Origin of the sequence: Micromonospora sp. NPDC023956, from assembly GCF_040639195.1 — a bacterium.
Lineage (GTDB): Bacteria > Actinomycetota > Actinomycetes > Mycobacteriales > Micromonosporaceae > Micromonospora.
In genome coordinates, this window is sequence record NZ_JBEZZN010000013.1 from 114,919 (window position 1) to 139,240 (window position 24,322).

The window sequence follows — 24,322 nt, forward strand, 5'->3', positions numbered from 1 at the left end:
ATAGTCGCGCCCCCGGTGTCACGGACGTCGCCCGGCCACCTCCCCGGTGGCGGCAGCCGGCAGCCGGTGGCGGCCCGGGTCGGCGAGGGCGGCGGTGAGCAGGTCGACGTACTCGGCGCACCAGCGGGCCACCGTGGAGCGGTCGTACAGGTCGGTGGAGTACTCCACCACCCCCCGCAGCACCGACCCGACGGGCGAGAACACCACCCCCAGGTCGCGGCGGGCGCAGGCCAGGCCCAGGTCCACCACCTCCGTGTCCAGGCCGGGCAGTCGCAACGACGGGAGGCCCGGGTTCCAGCCGAACAGGGCGGTGCCGACCGGCGGCGGCTCCCCGGGTCGCCACGCCGGGTCGACGGCCGAGTAGATCGCCCCCACCGGCGCCGGCTGGTGGCGCAGCGCGTCCAGGAACGCCCGGTCGGTGCGGGCCACCAGGTCGGCGAAGGAGGCCGTCCCGGTCAGCGGCACCCGGAGCGGGACGACACTGGTGAACAGGCCGACCACCGGTTCGACGTCGGCGGCGTCCCGGTGCGCGTACGGGGCGGCGAGCACCACGTCGGCCGTCCCACCGAGCCGGCCGAGCAGCAGCGCCCAGCCGCTGGCCAGGACGGGCAGGACACTGCCGGACGGTCCGACGGCCCGGTGCACCCGCTCGGCGAGGACGGGCGGGAGGTCGAAGGCGTACTCGTCGCCGTCGCCGCTCAGCTTCGCCGGCCGGGGCCGGTCGGTCGGCAGGGTCACGCTCCTCGGCGCGCCCGCCAACTGCTCCCGCCAGTACTGCCGGACCGGCTCCGGCGTGCCGGCGTCGCGCTGCCGGCGGGCGTACCCGGTGTACCGGAGGCCACCGGCCGGCTCCCGGCGGAGCGGTCGCCCCGACCTCGCCGTCGGGTACGCCTCCTCCAGCTCGCGCAGCACCTGCTGGATCGACCAGCCGTCGCCGTTGAGGTGGTGGACGACGAGCATGAGCACGTGCCGGTCACCGGTTAGCCGGGCCAGTCGGGCGCGCAGCCACGGCCCGTCGTCCGGGAAGGGTTCCCGGCCGGTCGCCACGCACCAGGCGTCCACCTCGGACTCCGGCACGTCCGTCACGGGCAGGACCAGCGGTCGGTGGGGGAGCACCTGCTGGGTCACCGTGCCGTCCCGCTCGACCAGCCGGGTCCGCAGCGCGCCGTGCCGGGCGACCAGGGCGTCCAGCGCCGCGCGCAGCGCCGGCACGTCGAGGTCGCCGGTGAGGGCGATCCGGACCGGCATGTGCACGGCGGCCGGGTTCGGGGCCCGACGCTGCCCGTGCCACATCAGCTCCTGCTGGTACGTGGCCGGCGCGCTCTCCTCGGTGCCCGCTCCGGCGGCGGCGGTCGGATCGGCGGGCCCGTCCTCGCCGACCGTCTCCGGGGCGGTGAGGGCGGCGGCCATCGCCCGGATGCCGGGAGCCTGGAGTACCCGGTGCACGCCGACCTCGCTGCCCAGCGCCCCGGACAGCCGGTTGGCGAGCCGGACGGCGGCCAGCGAGTGTCCACCGGCGGTGAAGAACGGCGTGTCCAGCGGCAGCCGGGGCACGCCCAGCTCGGCGCACCAGGCGTCGTGGACGAGCTGTTCGACCCCGGGCTGCGGGCCCTGGTCGCCGGTCGTCACCTCCGGTGCGGGCAACCGGGCCACGTCGACCTTGCCGTTCCCGCCGAGGGGTAGCCGGTCCAGCAGCACCCAGGCCCGGGGCACCAGGTACGGCGGGAGCCGGTCGGCCAGGGCGGCGGTCAACCGGGCGGTGCGGGAGGCCGCCGCTCCACCGTCGTCGTCGGCGACCACGTACGCGGCGAGGTACGGCTCGTCACCCCGGTCGTACCGGGCGACGACGGTGGCCTGCCGGACGCCGGGCAGCCGGACCAGCGCCCCGGCCGCCTCGCCCGGCTCGACCCGGTGACCGGCGATCTTGACCTGGTCGTCGAGGCGGCCCAGGAACTCCAGGGTCCCGTCGCCGCGTACCCGCACCCGGTCCCCGGTCCGGTACATCCGGGCCCCCGGCACGGGCGAGTACGGGTCGGGCGGGAAACCGGCGGCGGTCTCCGCCGGCCGGCCGAGGTAGCCCCGGGCCAGCCCGTCGCCGCCCACGTGCAGCTCGCCGGCCGCCCCGGGCGGGACGGGCCGGCCGTCCGGGTCGAGCACGTACAGCCGGTGGCCGGCGGCGGGCCGGCCGATGTCGATCGGGCCGGTGCCGTCGCAGCGGACCGGCCCGGCGGTGGTGACGACGGCCGCCTCGGTGGGGCCGTACGCGTTGACGACGGTGGCGGGGAAGCCGGCCGGCGGCCGGCGGCGCAGCTGGCTGCCCCCGACCACCAGGGTCCGCAGCGTGGCGGGGGGCGGCACGGGTGCGGCGAAGACCAGCTCCGCGAGGGGCGCCGGCAGGAACGCCACGGTCACCCCGCACTCGGCCCACCAGGCGCACAGCGCCGCCGGGTCGGCGCGGACCTCGTCCGGTACGAGCTGGACGGTCGCTCCGGCGGCGAGCGCCGGCCAGATCTCGGCGAGGTTCGCGTCGAAGCCGAGGCCGAGCCCGTGGGCGACGACGTCCGCGCCGGTCAGCCCGAGCGCCGCCACGTGCCAGGTGACAACGCGGACGGCCGGGCGGTGCGGTACCAGCACCCCCTTGGGGCGGCCGGTGGAGCCGGAGGTGTAGACGCACCAGGCCAGGTGCTCCGGTCCGGGTACGGCGGGCGGGTCGGTGCCGGTCGGCGGCGGGAGCGGATCCGCGTCGCCGGGTATCTCCTCGATCAGCAGCCGCGGGGTGGCCACCGGGTGATCGAACGCCGTGGAGGTGACCAGCAGCCGAGCCTCACTGTCGGCGAGGAGGGCGGCCAGCCGGGCGGGCGGCAGGTCGGGGTCGAGCGGCAGGAAGGCGGCGCCGGCCAGCAGCACCCCGAGCTGCGCCGCGACCAGCTCCGGCCGGCGGGGCAGCAGCACCGCGACCAGGTCGTCCGCCCCGACGCCCGCGCCGGTGATCCGGCGGGCCAGCGCCTCGGCCCGCAACCGCAGGTCCCGGTACGTCCAGCGGGTCGTGCCACCGACCACCGCCGGCGCGTCCGGCGTCCGTGTGGCTTGCCGGAGGACGAGGTCGTGCAGTCGGTCGGCGGAGACGCCGGCGTCCCGTCCGACGGTGGGTCCGGCGTCCTGTCCGGCGGTAAGTCCGGCGTCCTGTCCGGCGGTAAGTCCGGCGTCCTGTCCGACGGTGGGTCCGGCGTCCTGTCCGGCGGTCGAGCCGGTGTCCCACCCGCCGGGCACCTCGACGGTGTCGGACAGCCGGGACAGGGGGACGTCCGGCTCCCGGGTCAGCCGGTCGAGCAGCCGGATCCAGTGGTCGATCAGCCGGCGCACCGTCACCGGGTCGAAGACCTCGGTGCGGTACTCGACATGGCAGCGGACGGTGTCGACGTGCGACAGGTAGACCATGAGGTCGACCGGGGCCTTGTCCAGCCCCACCGGCAGCGGTTCGGCGGTCACGCCGGGCAGCTCGAAGGCGAAGGCCCCGCCGGTCTCGTACTCGACGACGACGTCGAAGAGCGGGTGCCGGCCGGCCTCCCGGTGCGGGGCGAGCGCGCGGACCAGGGCGTCGAACGGCACGGCGGCGTGCTCGTAGGCGTCGGCGGCGGTGGCGCGGACCCGGGTGAGGACTTCGCGGAAGGTCGGGTCGCCGGTGAGGTCCAGGCGCAACGGCAGGGTGTCGACGAAGAAGCCGACCAGGTCGGCGGTGCGCTCGTCCCGGCCGTCGAAGCCGGTGCCGACGACCAGGTCCGGTTGCCCGCTGAACCGGAACAGCGTGACGCCGAAGGCGCCGAGCAGGGTGGTGAACGGGGTGACCCGCTCGGCCCCGCTGAACCGCCGGATCCGGCCGGTCAGCTCGGCCGGGACCTCGGCGAAGACACTCCGGCCGGCCGGCGAGGGCAGGGCCGGACGGGGCAGGTCGGAGGGGAGGACGAGGGTGGGCGGCGGCGGGTCGAACCGGGCCAGCCAGTACCGGAGGTCCCCGTCGTCGACGACGGCACGCCGTCCGGCGGCGGCGGTCCGGGCCAGCTCCGGATAGGTGACGGGCAGGGGGGCCAGCTCCGGGGCGGTGCCGACCACCCGGGCCCGGTAGGCGGCCGAGACCTCCCGGGTGAGGACGGCGTACGAGCCGCCGTCGGTGGACAGGTGGTGGAACGCCAGCACCAGCACGTGCTGGGTGGCGGAGAGCCGCAGCAGCGTGAACGCGAACACCGGCCCCTCGGCCAGGTCGAAGACCCGTCGACTCTCCCCGGCCATCACCTCCGCGACGGCCGGGGACTCCGCCTGTCCGGTCAGGTCCCGTACCGGCAACTCCACCGGCACCACCGGCCGGACGACCTGGCACGGCTCGCCGTCGACCTCCCGGTAGGTGGCGCGCAGCGGGGCGTGCCGGGCCACCACGTCACCGAGCGCGCCGCGCAGCGCCGCCACGTCCAGCGGGCCGCGCAGGCGCACCGCCACCGCCTCGGTGTAGGCGGGGGTGCCGGGATGGAGCTGCTCGACCAGCCACAACCGGCGTTGGCCGGGCGTGAGCGGAGCGATCTCCTCCCGGCCCACCGGCCGGTCGGCGACCGGTGCGGTACGGCGGCGCGGCGTGGCCCGGCGCAGCACGTCGATGAAGGGCAGGCCGGCCCGGACGGCGGGGGCGGGCAGGCCGAAGTCCACGAAGCAGGCGATCTCGTCGGCCCCCGCGTCGAGTACCGCGTCCAGCACCGGACGGCAGCTCTCCGGGGTGCCGATCAGCGCCCGCTGCTCGCAGTACCGCTGGTATGCCCGGGACAGCACGAAGCGGACGTCCTCGTCCGGGGTGCCGGCCAGGTCGATGCTCATCCCGAGACTGTTCACCACCTGGCCGAGCAGGCTGAACGACGACCGCAGGTACGCGCAGAACGGCTCGAACGCCGCCTCGCGTACCCGGTCGAGGTCGTCACCGAGGTACGTGTGCAGCAGCACCACCACCCGACCGGCGGCCGGGTCGAGGCCGTGTTCGGCGCGGGTCCGCCGGTACAGGGCGATGTTCTCGGCGAGGTGGGCGACGTCCTGGGTCATCAGGTTCGTCACCACCCCGACGTCGCGCCGGGCGGCCTCCCGGTAGCTGTCCGGGTTGCCGACGATCGCGGTGAAGAACGGCGGGGCGTCCTGCACGGGCCGGGGAAAGAGCCGGACGTCCACCGGGTCGCCGCTGCCGGACCGGGCGCTGACCGCCTCGCCCCGCCAGAGCCGGCGCACCGTCTCCAGGTGTTCGTACATCACCTGCTTGTGCCGGCCGAAGTTCTCCGGTTGGAAGACGAAGTCGTTGGCGTGCCAGCCGGGGGCGCAGCCGAGCCCGACCCGGCCACCGGAGAGGTTGTCCACCATGGACCACTCCTCGGCCACCCGGACCGGGTGGTGCAGGGGCAGCACCACCGACCCGGCGTTGAGCCGGATCCGGCTGGTCCGTACGGCGAGCGCGGCGGCGAGCACCGACGGGTTCGGGAAGATGCCCCCGAAGGAGTGGAAGTGCCGTTCCGGGAACCACACGGCGTGGAACCCGTGGGTGTCGGCGTACTGGGCGGCGTCGAGGATCAGGCCGTACCGGTCGTCGGCGCGCTGGTCCGGGTAGTCGCCGAAGAAGTACAGACTGACGTCGACGGTGTCCTCGGCCGGTTCCGGCTCCACCTCCGGTTCCCGGGCCGGTGCCATCGGCGTCGGCACCGGTACGGCGACCGTCGGCACCGGTACGGGAGCCGCCGAACCGAGCAGGGCGAGTTGCTGCTGCATCAGGTCGAGTTGCCGGTGGATGATCGCGCTCAGGTCGTATCCCGGTACCGCCGCCCCGGCCGGGCCGCCTGCCGCCGTTCCTTCCGGTCGGGCGGCGGCCCCCGGATCGGCTGTGGACGGTACGGGTGCCACGGGTGCTTCGGCGGCCCGACTCGCCGGTTCCCGAGGCGACGCCGCCGCCGGGGACGGGCCGGACCCGGCGGGCGGGCGGTCGGACCCGGCGGGCGGGCGGCCGGACCCGGCGACGATCCGTTCGGCGAGCCGGCGCGGCGTGTCGACGGTTTCGAAGAGGTCCCGGATCGGGACCCGCACCCCGTAGGCGTGGTCGATCTCGCGGGACATGCTGATCAGCAGCAGCGAGTCCGCGCCGAGGGCGAAGAACGTTTCGTCGGCACCGACCGCCGCGACGTCCAGCCCCAGCTTGCTGGCGGTCAGCGTACGGACCCGGTCCAGTACCGCCGGGCTGGCGGCGACCCGGGCGGTGGGGTCGGGTGCGGCGTCCTGTGCAGCTGCCCGCACCGACGGGGCAGGGCTGTCCGCTGCCGGGGCCGAGAAGAGGGCAGGGCTGGGTGTCGCTGCCGGGGACAGGGCAGGGCGGTCCGCTGCCGGGACAAGGGTGGCGTCGATCCAGTACCGGCGACGCTGGAACGGGTAGCCGGGCAACGACAACCGGCGCCCGGCGCAGTCCCCGGTGACCGCCGTCCAGTCCACCGGCGCGCCGCCGCAGTACAGCTCTGCCACCGCCTGCCACACCCCGTCGACCGGGTCGGAGCCGCGCCGCTGGGACGGGATCCAGGTCGCCGTCGACCGGGTGGTCCGGGCCAGCCGGGTGAGCCCGGCGTCCGGTCCCGCCTCGACGAACGTCCGGCAGTCCCGGTCGACGGCCGTCCGGACGGCGGCGTGGAACTCGACGGTCCCGCGCGCCTGCCGGTACAGGTGCTCGCCGTCGGGCCGCCAGCCCGGCTCGCGGACCCGACCGTCGAGCGTGCTGACCACCGGCACCCGGACCGGCCGCAGGTCCACCCGGTCGGCCAGGTCCCGCAGCCGGTCCCGCAGCGGCTCGATCGCCGCACAGTGGAAGGCGCGGGTCACCGGCAACCGTCGGGTCGACAGGCCGCGCCGCGCGGCCCGGTCGGCGACGGCCGCGACCTCGTCGGGCGCCCCGGCCAGCACGTGCCGGTCGGGGCCGTTCACCACGGCCACCTCCACGGCGGTGCCCGCGACCAGCTCGTCGACGACCGTCCGCCCGGCGAGCACCGCCAGCATCGCGCCCGGTCCCAGCTCGTCGTGCAGGAGCCGGCCGCGCCAGGCGGCGAGACGTACCGCGTCGGCGAACGGGAGCGCACCGGACACGGCGAGGGCGGTGTACTCGCCGACGCTGTGGCCGAGCACGTAGTCGGGGGTGATGCCCCAGGAGCGCCAGAGTTCGGCCAGGGCCAACCCGACGACGACCAGCACCGGCTGGGCCAGGTCGGTGGCGGCACCGACCGGGTCGGGGGCCTCCCGCAGCCGGGCGAGGAGGTCACCGCCGACCGCGTCCCGGTAGGCGGACGCGGCCTCGGCCAGCACGTCCCGGACCACCGGGAAGCGCTCCGCGAGCGGTAGCAGCACCGGACGCAGGTCTCCCTGTCCGGGGAAGGCCAGGACGATCTGCCCGGCGCCGGCCGTGCCGGTGACCACGGTGTCCGGGGTGGCGGTGCCGGCGAGGAACCCGTCCAGTGCCGAGGCGAGGGCGGCGGGGGAGCCGCCCCGGGCGACGAGGCGGTGGCGCAGGTGCCGGCGACCCCGGCCCGTGGTCGTCACCAGGTCCGCCAGCGCCAGGTCGGGGTGGGCCCGCAGGTGGTCCCGGTGGCGGGCGGCGAGCGCGGTGAGCGCTGCCGGGTCGGCTGCCGAGAGCGGCAGCAGGCCGGGTGCGGTCCCCGGGCGGGCGGTCCCCGGGCGGGCGGTGCCCGTCGGCTCGGGGGGCTGCTCGACGATGACGTGGGCGTTGGTGCCGCCGACGCCGAGGGCGCTCACCGCAGCCCGGCGTGGGCCGCCCGGTCCGGGCCATCCGGCGCCGGTGGTGGTCACCGCGAAGGGGGCCAGGTCGACCGCAGGCCGGGTGAAGTTGATCTGCGGGGGGATCCGGCCAGTCCGGACCGCCAGTACCGCCTTGACCAGTCCGGCCATGCCGGCACAGCTGTCCAGGTGGCCGATGTTCGCCTTGACCGACCCGAGGAACGGCCGGGCCGACGCGTACGCCTCGGCGAGGGCGTGGTGTTCCACCGGATCGCCGAGGGCGGTGCCGGTGCCGTGCGCCTCGACGTACCCGATCGACGACGCGGGCACGGCGGCGTCCCGCAGTGCCTGCCGGATCACCTCGACCTGCCCGGTCACGCTCGGCGCGGTGAAGCCGACCTTGCCCGCGCCGTCGTTGTTCACCGCCGAGCCGAGGAGCACCGCGTACACCGGGTCGCCGTCGGCGACGGCGCGGGCGTACGGCTTGAGCACCACCGCCGCGACCCCGTTGCCGCCGACGGTGCCGTCGGCGTCGGCGTCGAAGGGCCGGCACCGGCCCCGGGCGGAGAGGATCGACCCGGGGGTGTGCCGGTAGCCGGTGACCTGGGGGACGTGCACGGCGACCGCGCCGGCCAACGCGAGGTCGGCGTCCCCGGTGAGCAGCGCGCGGGCGGCCAGGTGCACCGCGACCAGGGACGTGGAACAGGCGGTCTGCACGGTCACCGCCGGCCCGGTCAGCCCCAGCCGGTACGCGACCCGGGTGGCGAGGAAGTCCGGCTGGTTGCCCAGCGCCGCGCCGATCACCGTGGCCGGGTCGTCGGCACGGGTGGCCGCGTCGAGGTTGTTCCGCAGGTAGGTGTGGTGGGTGTAGAGGTTCATCCCGCCACCGGCGAAGAGCCCGACCCGGTGCCGGTCGCCGGCACCGGCGTATCCGGCGTCCTCCAGCGCGTGCTGGCAGGTCTCCAGGAAGAGCCGGTGCTGCGGGTCGAGCAGTTCGGCCTCCCGGGCGCTGATGCCGAAGAAGCCCGCGTCGAAGCCGGTGACGTCGTCGAGGACGCCGCTGGCCGCGACGAACCCGGGGGTGTCCCGGTCGGGCACCACGGCGGCGGCCAGTTCCTCGGGGGTGAAGAAACGGACGCTCTCCACGCCGGCGAGGAGGTTCGCCCAGAACTCGTCGACGTTGGCGGCACCGGGGAAGCGGCCCGCCATGCCGATGACGGCGATCCGGTGGTCCCGGTCCACCGGGGCGGGGCCGGTGGGGTCGGCGGGGGCGGTGTCGGTGAGGTGCCGGACGAGCGCGTCGACGGTCGGGTGCGCGAAGAACGCCGGTGGCGGGACCGGCCGGCCGAGGGCCTGTTCGAGCAGGGCTCGGAGCCGGACGATCTCCACCGAGCCGACGCCGAGTTCCCAGAACGGCCGGTCGGTGTCGACCGGGCCGCGGAGCAGGTCGCCGAGGGCGTCCAGGACCGCCCGGCGAACCGCCGCCCGGGAGGCGGGGGCGACCGTGGGCGACTCCGGTGGGGGAGCGGGCGCGTCGTCGGCCGGGCGGCGGTCGACGTCGCCGGAGGTGAAGCGGCGGCGCAGCGCGGCCCGTTGGATCTTCCCCCCGGTGGTGCGCGGGAACTCGTCGGCGGGTACCGCGACCACCCGGGCCGGCGCGGTACCCCAGCGTCGGGCCACGGCAGCGGTGACGTCCCGGGCCACCTGTCGGGCCGTGCGTCCCGCCGCCGGGTCGGGGACGTGGAACACGACCAGCGACTCGGTCCCGGTACGGGGATCCGGTACGCCGCAGGCGGCGACCAGGCCGGCGGTGACCCCGGGCACCTCTCCGGCGACCTGCTCGACCTCGTGGCAGGGCAGGTTGTGACCGTTGATGATGATCAGGTCCTTCTCCCGTCCGGTCACCGTGATCCGGCCGTCCACCATGTACGCCAGGTCGCCGGTGTCCCACCAGCCGCCGGGACGCCGGGCGGTACGGGTCGCCTCCGGGTCGGCGAGGTAGCCGGGGGTGAGCCGGGGCGAGCGGACCTGGAGCCGCCCGATCCGCCCCTCGGGCAGCACCTCCTCGTCCCGGCCGACGATGCGCAGGGTGGCACCGGGAGCAGGACCGCCGACGGAGAGGAACTCGACGCACTCGGCGGGGTCGTCGTCGGCGGTGGCCCACGCCACGTCGCCGTCGAGGCTGGCGGCGCGGACCCGCTGCCGACAGCCCGGCTCGCCGAACGAGGCGAAGGTGATCGCGGTGCTGGTCTCGGACATGCCCCAGGCGGGGGTCATCGCGGCGGCCGGTACGCCGGTCGCCGCCACGAACGCGTCGAAGGTCTCCGGTAGGCACTGCTCGCCGCCACTGACCATCCGGCGTACGTGCCGCAGCTCCCACCGGCGGCCCGGGTCGCGGGTCACCGCGTCGGCCACCAGCCGGAGCCCGAAGTTCGGCGACCAGCTGTGGGTGACCCGGTGCCGGCGCATCAGCTCCAGCCAGCGCAGCGGGTCGGCCAGCACCCGGTCGGTGTCGACGTGGACGCTGGTCGCGCCGAGGAACACCCCGCCGAGGTGGTAGAGGAGCAGCCCGGCGACGTGGTCCACCGGCAGCCAGTTGAGCAGCACGTCGCCGGGGCGGATGTCGAGCATCTCCCGCGCGCCGACGGCGTACTGGGACAACCCGAGGTGGGTCAGCGGGATGATCTTCGGGGTGCCGGTGCTGCCGGAGGAGAGTTGCAGCACCGCCACCTCCTCCGGCGTGGCGCGGTGGTCCGCGTCCGGCGCGGGTCGGGGACCGTCGGCCAGTTCGGTGCCGGTGACCACCCGCCCACCGGGCAGGAGGCGGCGCAGTCCCGCCACGTCGGCCGTCCCGGCGACGACGACCGGTTCGCCGAGCGCGCGCCAGGCGTGCCGGAGCGCGTCGGCCGCCGGGGAGTCCTCCGCGTGCCCGGGTACGGCGGCGGTGGTCAGCGGGACCACTCCGGCCAGCACGCAGCCGAAGAACGCCGGCCAGTACTCGACGGACGCCCCGAGCCGCAGGATCGCGTACCCGGCGGGGGACACCTCCCGGGCCCGCAGGCCGTCGCGGATCGCACGGGCCCGGTCGAGCAGGTCGGGGTGGGCCAGGAAGTCGGTGCCCCCGTCGGCGGAGACCAGGTGCAGGCCGGCGTCGGGGAACCGCTCCGCCGCCCGGGCCAGCGCCTCGCCCAGGGTCCGGGGGTGCTCTGGGTCGTCGGGCAGGTCACCCCCGTGGCTGACGGCGGGACGACGGCCGGACGGGTGTGGAACGGTCACGGGGCTACCTCGGCTGGTTGTCGGCGTGCTGCGGCCCGGAGGCGGACGTGGACGACGAGGAACGCGAGCGCGACGGCCAGGGCGAGCCCGTGGGCGGCCCCGACGACCGGGAGCGGCGGGAACCGGTCCAGCAGCGCGGCGCAGACGATCATGCCGAGTCCGAAGCCGGCGTTCTGGGCCGCGCTGGCGAAGCCGAACAGCCGGGGCCGCAGGTCGGCGTCGACCGCCTGGAGGCGGGTGGTGTAGCTGATCTCGGCGTACCCGTCGGCCGCGCCGGCCGCCAGGGTCACCGGGACCAGCAACCAGACCGGCAGGCCGGTGAAGGCGAGCACGAAACAGACCGACATCAGGCAGGTGGCCACGCCGAAGGGCAGTTCGGTGGGCCCCCCGCCGGCGCGTCGGGCCCGTCGGGCCCGTCGGGCAGCCCAGCGCCCGGCGAGCAGGCTGCCCGCCGCCCAGGCGGTGGTGAAGACGGCGGCGAACGTGGCGGGGGAGTCGGGACGGACCAGGGTCGCGTACACCGGCAGCCCGATGTTGTGCGACGCGGAGCCGAGGGCGTCGGCGGCCCGTACCGCGATCATCGCCGGCACCACCGGGGCGACCGCCCGGAGCAGGGCGAACCGGCCGGGCGCGGAGCCGGCGGCGGTGGACCGCCCGGGGCCGGTGTCGGTGGGTCGCCCGGGACCGGCCGGGCGGTCGACGGCGGGGGTGCGCCGGGCCACCGGGAGCAGCAGCAGGGCGGAGAGCAGGTAGGTGGCGGCGTCGACCAGGAACGCCACGTGGTAGCCGAGCCACCCGACGAGCACCCCCGCCGAGGCGAACCCGAGCAGCATCCCCACCGAGCGGAGCGACACCACCAGACCGTTGGCCCGGGTCAGCCGGTCCGGACCGACCATGGTGGGCAGGTGCGCGCGCATCGCCACACCCCAGAGCGTCTGGCCGGCGCCGAGCGTGACCGCGAGCCCGTACAGCACCGGGGTCCGCGCCCCGGCCGGGGCCGTGACGAGCAGGACGAGCATGCCGGCCGCGAACAGGTCGGCGCCGATCATCAGGTACGGGCGACGGTGCCGGGCGGCGAGCCGGCCGGCGACCGGCCCGGTGAGGAACCCGGCGGCCAGGCGGACGGCCATGAAGACGCCGGTCTGCACCGTGGAGCTGGTCAGGTGCAGCACGAACAGGCCCAGCGCCACCAGGTTCAGGAAGCTGCCGAAGGTCGACACGGCGTGTGCGGTGGCCACGAGACGCAGGTCGCCCCACGCCCGGTCCACTCCCCTTGCCTTGCTCAAGACCGGCCCGCCCCCCATGCGCGTGTGGGACATGATGCCGCTTCTGGTGAGCCACTTCAATGCCTCGATCACCGTTGCACGCGCGGTGAGCCCATCGGCACGTTCCCGGTCGAGGGTGGATCCCGATCTCCGGCGGAGCACCGCGCCGAGTGGGTGCCGAACGTGGGTGACCGTCCCTGATGGATGCGTGCCACAATCGCCGCGTGACATCGCCTCCGTCGCCAGGCGTGCCCGACCGGCCCGATGCGACTCCTGCGGAACCCGGCTGGGTGGCACCGCCCGGCTACGGATATCCGCCCCCGCCACCGACCTATCCCGCCCCCGGTGTTCCGGGAGCCCCGGTGCCTGGCATGCCACCATTCCCGCCGGCGGCACCGAAGAGCAGGGCGCCTCTCGTCATCGGTCTGGTCGCCGCCCTGCTGGGGTTGTGCCTGCTCGGGATCTGCGCCATCGGGGTACGCGCGGCGATGGTCTACAACTCCGCACAGGAGTCGTCGGGTGGATCGGCCGGCGTCGCGGTGCCCGGTCCGTCGTGGACGGCGCCCGCACCTCCGTCGGTCCGGGACACGTACTCGCCGCCGGAGCCGATCCCCACGACCAGCGCGCCGGCACCACTGCCGGCCCGGATCGGGCAGTGCATCAGTGTCAGCGTGACCGGCGACTTCCAGGGGATCGGCAACTGCAACGGCACCATGGGCACCTACCGGGTGGTGTCGGTGGACATCGCCCAGAACACCTGTGCCGACCCCAGGTCCGCGTACATCACCGAGGACGGTTACCGGCTGTGCCTCGAGCGACACCTGGTCCGCAACCGGTGCTACACGTTCCCGACCGGCAACGGCTGGATCGTCGGCGCCCCGAAGTGCAAGGCGAAGGGAACGGTGCACGTCATCGACATCGTCCCCGGTGCCTCGAACGGGGACCGGTGCACCCGGGACTACCGGTGGAACCGCTGGTACCGGTTCACGAACCCGACCGTCGTCTACTGCGTCATGAAGTACTGACGACCCGCGCCGGGCGGGTCAGGAGAGGGCTGCCTCAGTCGTCCCGTCCCAGCTCCCAGAAGGTGACCGCTGCGGCGGCGGCCACGTTCAGGGAGTCGACGCCCCGGCGCATCGGGATGACGACCCGTACGTCACTGGCTCGCATCGCCGTCTCGGTCAGCCCGGCACCCTCCGCGCCGAGCAGCAGCGCGGCCCGCCGTCGCTGCTGCTCAGCCAGCCGCTGGATCGGCACCGCGTCGGGGGACGGCGTGAGCGCCAGGACGGTGAACCCGGCCGCGCGTACCTCGGTCAGGGCCTGTGGCCAGGGATCGAGTGTGGCGTACGGGATCGCGAACACCTCACCCATGCTGACCCGCACGCTGCGGCGATACAGTGGATCGGCGCAGGTCGGGGAGAGCAGCACGGCATCGATCCCCAGAGCGGCGGCGCCCCGGAAGATGGCGCCGAGATTCGTGTGGTTGTTCACGTCCTCGAGGATCGCGACGCGGCGCGCGTCGGCGAGGATGTCCGACGCCGACGGCAGGGGCCGCCGGTGGAAGCTCGCCAGCACACCCCGGTGCACGTGGAAGCCCGTCACCCGGGCCAACACGTCCGGCGCGGCGGCGTACGCGGGGGCGTCCAGGTCGAGCAGGTCCGCAAGTTGGTCGACTCGTTTGCCATCGACCAGGAACGAACGCGGACGGTAGCCGGCGCGTAGGGCACGACGCAGGACCAACTCACCCTCGGCGATGAAGAGCCCGTGCGGGGGTTCCCAGCGGGTACGCAGTTCGACGTCGGTCAGGGCGTGGTAGTCGCCGAGGCGGGGGTCGTCGGGGTCGGTCACGGTCACGAGCGGCACGGGCCGATTCTCCCGGAGCGGCCGACGGGCCCGCGTACCAGGGCGGCCGATCCCGCCGACCGGTCCCGCCCTCGTCAGTGCTGCGCTCGAGGCGGTGTCACGCACTGTAGCGTGTCGCCCGTGTTCCCTACCGTGCGTGAGGTGCTGGCGCTGGACCCGGTCCGGCACGGTGCACCGCGCCTGGTCGCCGGGGAGCGGGCGGTGGACCGGCGGGTGCGCTGGGTGCACGTCGCCGAGGTGCCCGACATCGCCACCCTGCTGCGCGGCGGCGAACTGGTCCTGACCACCGGCATCGGACTGCCCGCCGACGACGCGGGGCTGCGCGCGTTCATCGAGACGCTCGCCGACGTCGAGGTCTCCGGTCTCGTCGTCGAGCTGGGCCGCCGGTACTTCGGCGGGGTGCCCCGGGTGATGGCCGCCGCCGCCGCGCGACGCGGGCTGCCCCTGGTGGAGCTGCGCCGGGCCACCCCGTTCGTGCGGATCACCGAGGCGGTGCACGCGCTGATCGTCGACGCCCAGCTGCACGAGCTGCGGGCCACCGAGGAGATCCACCAGCGGTTCACCGAACTGTCCGTCTCCGGCGCCGGGCCGCAGGAGGTGGTCCGGCAGGCCGCCGGGCTGGCCGGCTGCCCGGTGGTGCTGGAGAACCTGGCCCGTCAGGTGCTCGCCTACGACCCGGCGGGGGAGAGCGCCGAACTGCTGCTCGACGGCTGGGAACAGCACTCCCGGCGGATCCAGCCCGCCGGACGCACCGCGTACGACGTGGACAGCGGCTGGCTGGTCACCACGGTCGGCGCGCGGGAACAGGACTGGGGACGACTGCTGCTGCGCTGGCCGGGCCGGGAGATGGCCACCGTCCCGCCCGGCGAGGTCACCCCGCCGACCCGGCTGACCATCCTGGTCGAACGGGCCGCCTCCACCCTGGCGCTCGGCCGGCTGATCCGTCGGGACGCCGAGGGGCTGGAACGGCAGCTGCACCGGACCCTGCTCACCGCCCTGCTCGACCACTCCCGGCCGGTGGACGAGGTGGCCCTGCGGGCCCGCGCGCTCGGGGTGACCCTGGACCGGCGGCACCTGGTCGGCGTGGTGGTCCGGCACCGTGCCGACGACGGGGAGGAGGGGCCCGAGGAGGCCGGACCGGCGCGGCTGCGGGACCTGGCCGAGGCGGTCGGCCAGGCGCTGCGGGAGGCCCGGCTGACCGCGCTCACCAGCGCCCTGGACGACCAGGCGGTGGGGGCGCTGCTCGCGCTCGCCGACCCGGCCGCCGAGGCGAAGGCGCTGGCCGCGTTCGCCGCCGCGCTGCGCCGGGTCCGCGTGGACGCCCGATCCGCCCCTGGTACGCCCGGCGCGGTGATCGTGGCGGCCGGGTCCGGGGTGGGCGGCCTCCGCGAGGCCCACCGGTCACTGGTCGAGGCACGGCAGGTCGCCGACGCCGCCCGCCGGGACCGGCGGGACCTGCCGGTGTTCCGGCTGCCGCACGTCGGGCTGGCCGGGCTGCTGCACCTGCTGCGGGACGACCCCCGGGTGCAGACGTTCGTGGAGCGGGAACTCGGGCCCCTGCTGGCGTACGACGCGCGGCACCCCCGGGACCAGCTGCTCGGGACGCTCCGGGTCTATCTGGAGCAGGGCCGGAACAAGTCCGCGGCGGCGGCTGCCGCGCACCTGTCCCGGCCGGCGTTCTACGAGCGGCTGGCCCGGATCGCCCGCATCCTCGACGCCGACCTCGACTCGGTGGACGCCTGTCTCTCCCTGCACGTCGCCCTGCTCGCCCTGGACGCCGTCCGCACCCGCTGACCGTTCCGGCCCGTCCCCGTCGGTCACCGCCACCGCCGGGTGGCGGTGGGGTGCCCGGCACTGTCACGACGGCTGGGCCAACCCGCCCAGCTGGTCGCCGACCGGGCCGTCCACTCGGGTCGGCCAGTGGGCCGGCCGGCAGGATGGTGCGCATGGTCGTTGACGCGCGGGTGCTCGCCGATGTCCTGGACCGGTTGCGACCGGAGGTGCCGGGCGTCGAGGTGGACGGGTGGGCGCCCTCGGTGCAGGGTGCGGTGGGGAAGGTCGTCGGCGTCCGCGACGGGGGCGGGTCGCCGCACGTGTTGAAGATCTATCCCGCGACCGCCCGACGGCGGCGGGACACCGAGGTGCTGGCCCTTCGGCTGCTGGCTGACGTACCGGGGATCGTGGGGCCCCGACCGGTGGGATACGGACAGCTCGACGGACCGGCGGGGGTCGCTTTCCTGCTCATGACCCGCCTGGACGGTGTGCGCTGGGCGGACCGCCGCGCGGAACTCGACCCGGCGCGGACGACGGCGCTGACCCGCGAGGTGGGCCGGGCTCTGCGGCGGTTGCACACGGTGGCTGGTCGACAGTTCGGTGACCTGCTCGAGGACGGCGCCCGGTGGCCAACCGCGTGGGACCGGGTGGCGGCCCGGACCGGTGACCTGATCGCCGAGCACCTACGGGCTGGCGGCCCCTCGCGCCTGGCCGACCGGGTCCGACGGTTCGTCGAGCGCCACCGGCAGGCGGTGGCGTCAGGTCCGGGGCCGATGTTGTGCCACAACGACTTCGTCGGCAGCAACCTGCTGGTCCCCGCCACCGGGGAACCCCGGCTGTGCGGGGTGGTCGACCTGGAACGCGCGTCCTGGAACGACCCGCTGAGCGATCTGGCCCAGACCCGGCTGCACGTGCGCCAGCACCGGCCCGCCGACACCGTCGCCCTGGTCGAGGGGTACGGCGTCGGCGGCCCTGACGAGCACCGGCGGCTGGACGTCCACGAGGTACTGCACGCGCTGGCGGAGCGGAACTGGGTCGCCTACGACCGTCCCGCCGGCTGGCGGGAGTCGATCGCCGCCCTGGACGTCCTCCTGACCGGCCGCACCTGACCGGGCGTGCCGCAGACGGTCCTGGCCGGACCGGCCGGGCCGAGCTCGGCCACAGGTGGCGAGGCCGGGACGCCGCCACCGTCCACCGCGTCCCGGCACGGGCCGTTCAGGCCAACCCCTCCAGGGCCTTGGCGTAGGCCGGGGGGACGAAGTTCGGCCCGCCCGGGGTGAACACGTCGGAGTCCGCCACCGCTGACCGGGCGGTGTCCGGCACCGCCTCGACCAGGGCCCGGACCACCGGCGCGTCGCGCCACTGCTCCTGCTCGGCCAGCAGGCTCAACGCCACCACCGACTCCTCGACCTCGCCGACGCACTCGAACGGCTTGTGTCCGTCCACCCCGAGCAGTTCCCGGTAGCCGGGGACCTGCGTGTCGTCGGCGAGCAGGTCGCCGCCGAAGATGTGGGTGATCCGCTCCCGGGGCACGAACGGGGCGAGGGCGAGGAAGACGAACCGGCACTTCGGGCAGTCCCGGCACCAGCGGGCGCTCGGGTCGTGCAGCTTGAACGCCGCGTTGCAGCTGGTCACCACGTCGTCGTAGCGGGTGAAGGCGGCGAAGAGGCGGGCGATGTGCAGCTCCGACAGGGAACGCAGCAGGGAGAAGTACGGCTCGGTGAGCCCGGCGTGCTCGGCGAGCGCGGCCCGGAGCAGCCCCTCCGCCTCGACGCCCTTGGACCACTGGTGGTTGATCTCGTGACCGTTCCAGATCAGGTTCGGGTCGGAGGCGGAGCGCTCGTTGGACATCACCACCGGCCCGAGTCCGTGCAGCACGGCGGTGGCCACCGCGATCAGCGAGTTGATCGCGGTGACCGGGATGTGGCCGTTGCGGGCACCCGCCTTGTTCAACGCGAACAGCGCCGGGTCGAGTCGTCGCCGGGCGGCCAGCGGGGTCAGCCCGGACGCCGCGTTCACCGCGTCGATCACATGGTTCGGGTTGACCGAGAAGGGCACCGGGTCCATGCCGGCCCGACGCAGGGCCTCCAGGCTGACGATGGAGTCCTTGCCGCCGCCGACCGCCGACAGGGGACGCCGGTCGGCGGTGTCCACCATCGCCGCCGGGGGCACCGAGCCGGCCGGGATCTCCGGGGTCAGCTCCAGCACGTACGGCAGGTCGTTGCGGTAGGCGTACTCGGCGAGACCCCTGGTGTAGACGGCGGTGAGCAGCGCGGCGGCGGCCGGGCCGAGCGGCGCGGGCGCGACCAGGCGGGGCGGGGCGGCGGCCTTGTAGTAGCTCACCCCGGCGGCCAGGTGCAGCAGGTCCAGCACCCGGTCGAGGGTGGCGAGGGTGGCCTCCGACGGCGGCGCGGGCGGGGGCGGAAGGGTGATCACCTCGGTGAACCGCACCTCGCCGTCCGGGCCGGTCAGCGCGTAGTCCAGCCGCACCTCGCCGGTGGCCGGATCGATCGAGCGGGACGGAAAGGTGAAGGCGTCCATCCGCCGGAGCTGTTCGTTGGGCACACGCCATACTAGGCCGTGACAAATGAGCCCGTACCTGGCTGGAGGAGATCCCCCGTGCGCCTGTCTGACCTGCGCGGACGTTCCGTCGCCGTCTGGGGGACCGGCCGGGAGGGCCGGGCCGCGGTGACCGCCGTCGCGGCGCACGGTCCGGCGGCCCTGGTCGCCGTCGACGACAGCGCGAACTTCCTCTCGCTGGACTGGTCCGGGCCGCTGGCCGAGGCCGCGCCGCTGGTCACCGGGGAGGAGGGCTTCGCCCGGCTGGCCGCCGCCGACGTGGTGGTCCGTTCGCCGGGGGTGCCGCAGACCCACCCGTGGCTGGTCGAGCTGCGCCGCCGGGGTGGCACCGTCACCGGCGGCAGCGCGCTCTGGATGGCCGACCACGCCGCGCGCACCGTCGGGGTCACCGGCAGCAAGGGCAAGAGCACCACGTCCAGCCTGATCTCCCACCTGCTCACCGCGCTCGGCCGGCCGAACGTGTTCGGCGGCAACATCGGGGTGCCCCTGCTCGACCTGCCCGAGGCCGAGCTGTACGTGCTGGAACTCTCCAGCTACCAGTGCAGCGACCTGACCGACTCGCCCCGGGTGGCGGTGGTCACCGCCCTGTTCCCGGAGCACCTCGACGCGCACGGCGGCGAGCGGGAGTACTACCGGGACAAGCTCAACCTGCTCGCCCACGGCCCGGAGACGGTGGTGGTCAACGGCACCGACGAGCGGCTCGCCGCCGAGCTGGGCGACCGTCCGGCGGTGCGCGCCGGCCGTCCCGACGGCTTCCACGTCGCCCCCGGTCCGGACGGCACGCCGTGGTTCCACGCCGCCGACCGGCCGCTCTTCGCCCGTACGACGCTGCCGCTGGTCGGCGCGCACAACGCGGGCAACCTCTGCGTGGCCCTGGCGGTGCTCGACGCGCTCGACGTGGACGTGCCGGCCCGCTCCGACGAGGTCGCGGCGGCGGTCGCCGGGTTCCGGGGACTCGCCCACCGGCTCACCGAGATCGCCGACCCGTCCGGGCTGACCTTCGTCGACGACACCCTCGCCACCAGCCCGTACGCGGCGATGCACGCGATCGACGCGTACGAGACCCGCCCGCTGACGGTGATCGTGGGCGGCACCGACCGGGGACTCGACTACACCCCGCTCCGGGAGCACCTGGCGGAGCGGGAGATCACCGTGATCGGCATCCCGGACAGCGGTCCCCGGATCGTCGAGGCTCTCGCCGGGCTGCCCCGGGTGCGTACCGAACTCGCCGACGACCTGGTCGCGGCGGTCCGCCTGGCCCGCAAGCTCACCCCCGCCGACGGGGTGGTGCTGCTGTCTCCGGCCGCGCCGAGCTACGGCCGGTTCCGCAACTTCGAGCACCGTTCCGAGGTGTTCGCCGAGGCCGTCCGGGACACCGCCTGACCTGCTCTTCCGGCCCGTCGGCATGATGGGCGGGGCCGGGGGACCCGGCGGGAGGGGGACGGCATGGGTGTCGCGGTGGTCGACCAGGACTGGCCGAGGGCCCGGCGGGCGGTGCTGGCCGACGCGGCCGGGGTCGGGGTGGCGGTCGGCGCGCTGGGGTTGTCGTTCGGGGCGTTGGCGGTGGTGTCCGGCTTCTCGGTGTGGCAGGCGGGTGCGCTGTCGCTGTTGATGTTCTCCGGGGCGTCCCAGTTCGCGGTGGTCGGTGTGCTGGCGGCCGGGGGAGGGGCGGTCACCGGCGCGGCCACCGCCACGTTGCTGGGCGTGCGCAACGCCCTGTACGGGCTGAACCTCTCCGCGCTGCTGCGGGTACGCGGCCTGCGTCGGCTGTTCGGCGCGCAGCTCGTGATCGACGAGAGCTCGGCGATGGCCCTGGTCCGGGACGAGCCCCGGCAGGCCCGGCTGGCGTTCTGGGCCACCGGCGTCTCGGTCTTCGGGTGCTGGAACCTGGCCACCCTGGCCGGGGCGTTCGGCGCGCGGGTGCTGCCCGACCCGGAGGCGCTCGGGCTCGACGTGGCCGCCCCGGCGGCGTTCCTCGCCCTGCTCATGCCCCGGCTGCGGGACCGGCGGCTCTGGGCGGTCGCGGTCGCCGCCGCGGCGACCGCGCTGCTCACCGTCCCGGTGCTGCCCGCCGGTCTCCCGGTCCTGGCGGCCGGACTGGTCGCGGTGGTCGTGGCCCTGCGCGGCGGTCGACGCGAGCAGCCGGTGCGCCAGCCGGTCGGGGTCGCGCCGGTCCGCCCCGACCCGGTCGCCGACCGGGACGGCACGGACCGGCGTCCGGAGGCCGGGACCGTACCGCTGCCGGGCCCGGAGCGGGACGGTGAGCGCTGATGTGGACCGCGATCCTGCTCGGCGCCCTCGGCGTCTACCTGCTCAAACTCGTCGGCCTCGCGGTTCCCCGGTCGGTGCTGGAGAACCCCCGGGTGGAGGAGGCCTCCGCCCTGCTGCCGGTGGCCCTGCTGGCCGCGCTGGTCGCCGTGCAGACCTTCGCCACCGGGCCGCACCTGGTGCTGGACGCGCGGGCGGCCGGCTTCGGGGTCGCCCTGATGGCCGTGCTGCTGCGCGCCCCCTTCCTGCTGGTGGTCGCCCTCGGCGCGGGCACCGCCGCCCTGCTGCGCCTGCTCACCTGAGCCCTCGGCCGACGGCGGCGGTCAGGACGGGCCGTGCGGGGTCGCGGCCTCCGGGACGAGTTCGGCGACGATCTCGTCGCCCTCGGCGTCGTCGGTCGGCCGGAAGCCCGTCGACTCGTAGAGCCGTCGCGCCGGGGTGTTCTCCGGGTGGTACGACAGCCGGATCACCCGGCAGTCCGGCTGCGTCGCCAACCAGGCCGTGACGGTCCGCAGGAGGGCGCGACCGAGTCCCCGGCCCTGCTCGGCGGCGTCGATCAGCATGCCACCGAGCCAGTACGAGCCGTCCTCGTCCACGCCCCACATGACGTGCCCGACCACCGTGTCGTCGGCGTGGACGGCCAGGGACCTCCACACGTCCTCCCGCGTGGAGAGCAGCAGGTAGCGGGCTGCCAGGGCGGCGACGAACCCGCGTTGGTCGTCGCGGGGCGCGATGTCGGCGACGGCACGCCAGTTCTCGTCGTCCACGTCGCGCAGGGTGACGCGTCGTCCGGTCCGGTCGCAGAGCCCATGATCGATCACCGGGCGATGCTAGGCCCGGTCGGGCGACGTCCGCGAGCCGAATTCGCCGCTGTCGTGCCGGGGAGCCGACCCGACCGGACGGAGTTCGCCGTACGGGCCGATGTCGGTGAGCCGTGGCACGCCCTCACCCCAGGTGTCCGGGACGGGGCCTCCGGTGCTGGGCCGTGTGGCGGAGCAGCCTCAGCAGACCCGCCCCCGCCAGGTACGCCACCAGCGCGGTCACCGGCAGGCCCAGTGGCTCGGGCGCGTCCTTCGGGGTCACCGCGTTGACCACGAGTGCGGCGACCACGGCCCCGTACCCGAGCGCCGCCGACCCGCCCCGCAGCCGCCCGCCCGCACCGCCCCCGCCGGTCGGGCCGCCGGCGCTCCGGCCGGCACCGGCCTCCACCCGGCCGAAGACCGCGACCAGCGCCGCCAGCACCACGACGAGCATCAGCAGCCAGGGCACCCGCCAGGCCAGCCAGGCCGGTGAGCCGGCCGGCGGGGTGGGCAGCAGGCCCACCGCGTCGAGCCCGCCGACCAGCAGGATCGCCGCGCTCAGGTGCCAGAGGAAGACGGTCAGCACCACCGCGTTGACCGCGATCACCGCCTGCCAGGGGCCGGGCCGGCGCAGCCAGCGCTCGGCCCGGTCGCGGAGCACCACGATCAGTCCGAGTTGGGCGGTGGTCAGGACGAGCAGCGCCAGGCTCGGCGGCGCGGCGTTGTCCAGCCGTTCGCCGGGGACGTTGAGCATGCTCACCGGGTACGGCCCGACGGTGGTCAGCAGCACCAGCACGGCCACCCCGCCGAGCAGCAGCGCCCACCCGACCCGTGGGGTCGGCGGCAGCCGGCGCTGTGCCGGGTCGGTCTCGCGCCGGGCGTCGTACCAGGCGTAGCCGAGCTGGTGCACGGCCAGCCAGCCGAGCAGGTAGTTGCCGTTCGCGAGCACGGCGTGGTCGGTGGCCCGGGCCAGGTCGCCCAGGCCGACCAGGGCGGCCAGCGCCGCCGGTACGGCCAGCCCGTACCGCCGGTGCAGGGCGTAGGTGAGCGGGGTCAGCGGGACGACGAGCAGGTAGGCGGCGAGGAACCACAGCGGCACGGTGGCGAACCAGGCCACGGTGCGGATCATCGACGGGTCGGCCCCGGCGACGCGGGCGAGAAGAGCACCGACGGCGAGCACCAGGACGAGGAGCGTGGTCGGCCGGATCAGCCGGGCGCTGCGGTCGAGCAGCCAGTCGGCGGCGTCGCCGCCCCGGGCCCGGCGGGCGGCGAGCGAGGCGGCGTTGGCGAACCCGCCGACGACGAAGAAGACCGGCATCACCTGGGCGAGCCAGGTCAGCGGGTACGCCCAGGGCAGGTCGGGCAGGGCGGAGCGGCCGGTCGGCCGTCCGGCCGGGTCGTACCCGATGACGGCGACGGTCCAGTGCCCGAGCACGACGACGGTGATCGCCACCGCGCGGAGCAGGTCGACGTACCGTTCCCGGTCGGCCGGCGTCCGCTCGGCGAGGTGCCGCAGGCGGCGCATGGCGTCAGGCTATGCCACCGGGGCTGCCGGGGGCACCAGCAGCGCGTGCAGGGCAGCCGGATCCTCCACCCCGGGCAGGTCGCGGGCGGCGAGCCAGGCGGCGGCGGCCGCGCCGTCGCCGGCCCGGCGCAGGGGCGCGGCCGGCCAGCGGCGGCGCAGTTCGGCCTGGAGCGCGGTGGCCAGCGGGGTGTCCCCGGTGAGCAGCCCGCCGCCGAGGACGAGCGGGCCGGTGGCGTCCGCGGGGCGGATCCGGGAGGCGTTCTCCGCCAGGTGCCCGGCGGCCTCGGCGACGAGGGCGACGGCGGTCGGCTCGTCCTGCCGGGCGGCGTCGACGACCAGCGGGGCCAGCCGGGCCAGCTCGACCGGGGGACGCCGGGTGACCGCCTGGACCAGTGCGTCGACGGTGTCCCGGGGGCGCGGGGCGATCTCGGCGTGCCCGATCAGTTCGGTGAGGATCCGGGTGCCGAGTCGGCCCGGCCGCTGGGCCCGGTCCAGGTCGGCCAGCACCCGTCGGACCGCCTCGCGGCCCAGCCAGAACCCGGAACCGGCGTCGCCGAGCAGCCACCCGTGTCCGTCCGCCACCCGGTCCAACCGCAGGCCGTGTACCTGTGCGGCGATGGCTCCGGTACCGGCGACGAGCACGGTGCCGTCCGGGTCGGGGCTGCCGGAGGCATAGGCGATCAGGGCGTCGCCGTGCACCGTGTACGGGCAGCGCAGTCCCGCGTCGTGCCAGGACTGGTCGAAGGCGGCCCGTCCGGCGGGGTCGGCGAGGAGCCGACCCGCCCCGGCGAGTCCGATCACCCCGGCGGTGACCCGGGCCGGGTCGGTGCCGGCCAGGGCGGCCCGCAGGGCGGTACGGAGTTCGGCGGCGGCGCGCTCGGCGCCGTGGCTGGTGGGGTTGCCGCCGCCGGCGTGACCGGTGCCGAGGCGTTCCCCGGCGGTGGTGACGACGGCGGCCCGGGTGGAGGTACCGCCGACGTCCAGGCCGACCACGATGCTGCCGGACATGCCGAGGAACCTCCCGGAGATCGTCGCTGGGGCGATTCATGCTGGTCGACCCGGGTGCCGCTGGCAAGGGGCGGGTGGACCACGGAGGGTATGGCGCGGGTAACAGTTTGAAAACTTCGCCCACGGTCTTGACACGGAGGGCCCTTTAGTAAGAACTTTTACCACTAACAGTTAAC

The 24,322-nt window shown here is 75.5% G+C and carries 13 protein-coding genes; 6 read left to right on the plus strand and 7 right to left on the minus strand.

Translation table 11 applies throughout. The features are described from left to right. Positions 1–18: 18 nt before the first annotated feature. Together AB0F58_RS23350 and AB0F58_RS23355 are read right to left on the minus strand one after the other, a co-directional pair. Entirely contained in the window at positions 19–11,064 is an 11,046-nt protein-coding gene (locus AB0F58_RS23350) for an amino acid adenylation domain-containing protein (protein ID WP_357146590.1), read from the minus strand. Beyond that, entirely contained in the window at positions 11,061–12,383 is a 1,323-nt protein-coding gene (locus AB0F58_RS23355) for an MFS transporter (protein ID WP_357146593.1), read from the minus strand. Before AB0F58_RS23355 ends, AB0F58_RS23350 begins: the two co-directional genes overlap by 4 nt. 317 nt (positions 12,384–12,700) lie before the next feature. Between AB0F58_RS23355 and AB0F58_RS23360 the strand changes: the two genes are divergently transcribed. Next, complete coding sequence (locus tag AB0F58_RS23360; protein WP_357146596.1) at positions 12,701–13,354, plus strand: hypothetical protein; 654 nt, start codon at positions 12,701–12,703, stop codon at positions 13,352–13,354. A 34-nt stretch (positions 13,355–13,388) separates the two neighbouring features. Here AB0F58_RS23360 and AB0F58_RS23365 read toward each other — a convergent pair whose 3' ends face one another. Next, complete coding sequence (locus AB0F58_RS23365) at positions 13,389–14,270, minus strand: RNA methyltransferase (RefSeq protein ID WP_357146775.1); 882 nt, start codon at positions 14,268–14,270, stop codon at positions 13,389–13,391. A gap of 33 nt (positions 14,271–14,303) precedes the next feature. Here AB0F58_RS23365 and AB0F58_RS23370 point away from each other — a divergent pair, with 33 nt between their 5' ends. Next, the gene (locus AB0F58_RS23370; RefSeq protein WP_357146599.1) at positions 14,304–15,986 is read left to right on the plus strand and encodes a PucR family transcriptional regulator; all 1,683 of its coding nucleotides are present in this window, start codon (positions 14,304–14,306) and stop codon (positions 15,984–15,986) included. A 152-nt stretch (positions 15,987–16,138) separates the two neighbouring features. After that, positions 16,139–17,074, plus strand: a complete 936-nt coding sequence (locus tag AB0F58_RS23375) for an aminoglycoside phosphotransferase family protein (RefSeq protein ID WP_357146602.1) — start codon at positions 16,139–16,141, stop codon at positions 17,072–17,074. A gap of 106 nt (positions 17,075–17,180) precedes the next feature. Here the strand turns inward: AB0F58_RS23375 and AB0F58_RS23380 are convergent, their stop codons facing one another. Then, complete coding sequence (locus AB0F58_RS23380; protein WP_357146604.1) at positions 17,181–18,530, minus strand: hypothetical protein; 1,350 nt, start codon at positions 18,528–18,530, stop codon at positions 17,181–17,183. Positions 18,531–18,584: 54 nt separating this feature from the next. Between AB0F58_RS23380 and murD the strand changes: the two genes are divergently transcribed. The 3 genes from murD (at position 18,585) to AB0F58_RS23395 (ending at position 21,115) form a co-directional block, all read left to right on the plus strand. After that, positions 18,585–19,928, plus strand: coding sequence for a UDP-N-acetylmuramoyl-L-alanine--D-glutamate ligase (gene murD, locus AB0F58_RS23385; RefSeq protein WP_357146607.1), 1,344 nt, complete (start codon positions 18,585–18,587; stop codon positions 19,926–19,928). 63 nt (positions 19,929–19,991) lie between these two features. Then, positions 19,992–20,816, plus strand: a complete 825-nt coding sequence (locus AB0F58_RS23390; protein WP_357146609.1) for an AzlC family ABC transporter permease — start codon at positions 19,992–19,994, stop codon at positions 20,814–20,816. Further along, the gene (locus AB0F58_RS23395) at positions 20,816–21,115 is read left to right on the plus strand and encodes an AzlD domain-containing protein (protein WP_357146612.1); all 300 of its coding nucleotides are present in this window, start codon (positions 20,816–20,818) and stop codon (positions 21,113–21,115) included. The genes AB0F58_RS23390 and AB0F58_RS23395 overlap by 1 nt, the downstream gene beginning before the upstream one ends. A gap of 21 nt (positions 21,116–21,136) precedes the next feature. Here AB0F58_RS23395 and AB0F58_RS23400 read toward each other — a convergent pair whose 3' ends face one another. From AB0F58_RS23400 to AB0F58_RS23410, 3 genes are all read right to left on the minus strand, one after another. Then, on the minus strand, positions 21,137–21,634 hold the full coding sequence (locus tag AB0F58_RS23400) for a GNAT family N-acetyltransferase (protein ID WP_357146615.1): 498 nt from the start codon (positions 21,632–21,634) through the stop codon (positions 21,137–21,139). A gap of 124 nt (positions 21,635–21,758) precedes the next feature. Then, a complete protein-coding gene (locus AB0F58_RS23405; protein ID WP_357146618.1) occupies positions 21,759–23,138 on the minus strand; it encodes an acyltransferase in 1,380 nt (459 codons plus the stop codon). A 9-nt stretch (positions 23,139–23,147) separates the two neighbouring features. Further along, entirely contained in the window at positions 23,148–24,146 is a 999-nt protein-coding gene (locus AB0F58_RS23410; protein ID WP_357146621.1) for a BadF/BadG/BcrA/BcrD ATPase family protein, read from the minus strand. Positions 24,147–24,322: the final 176 nt, after the last annotated feature.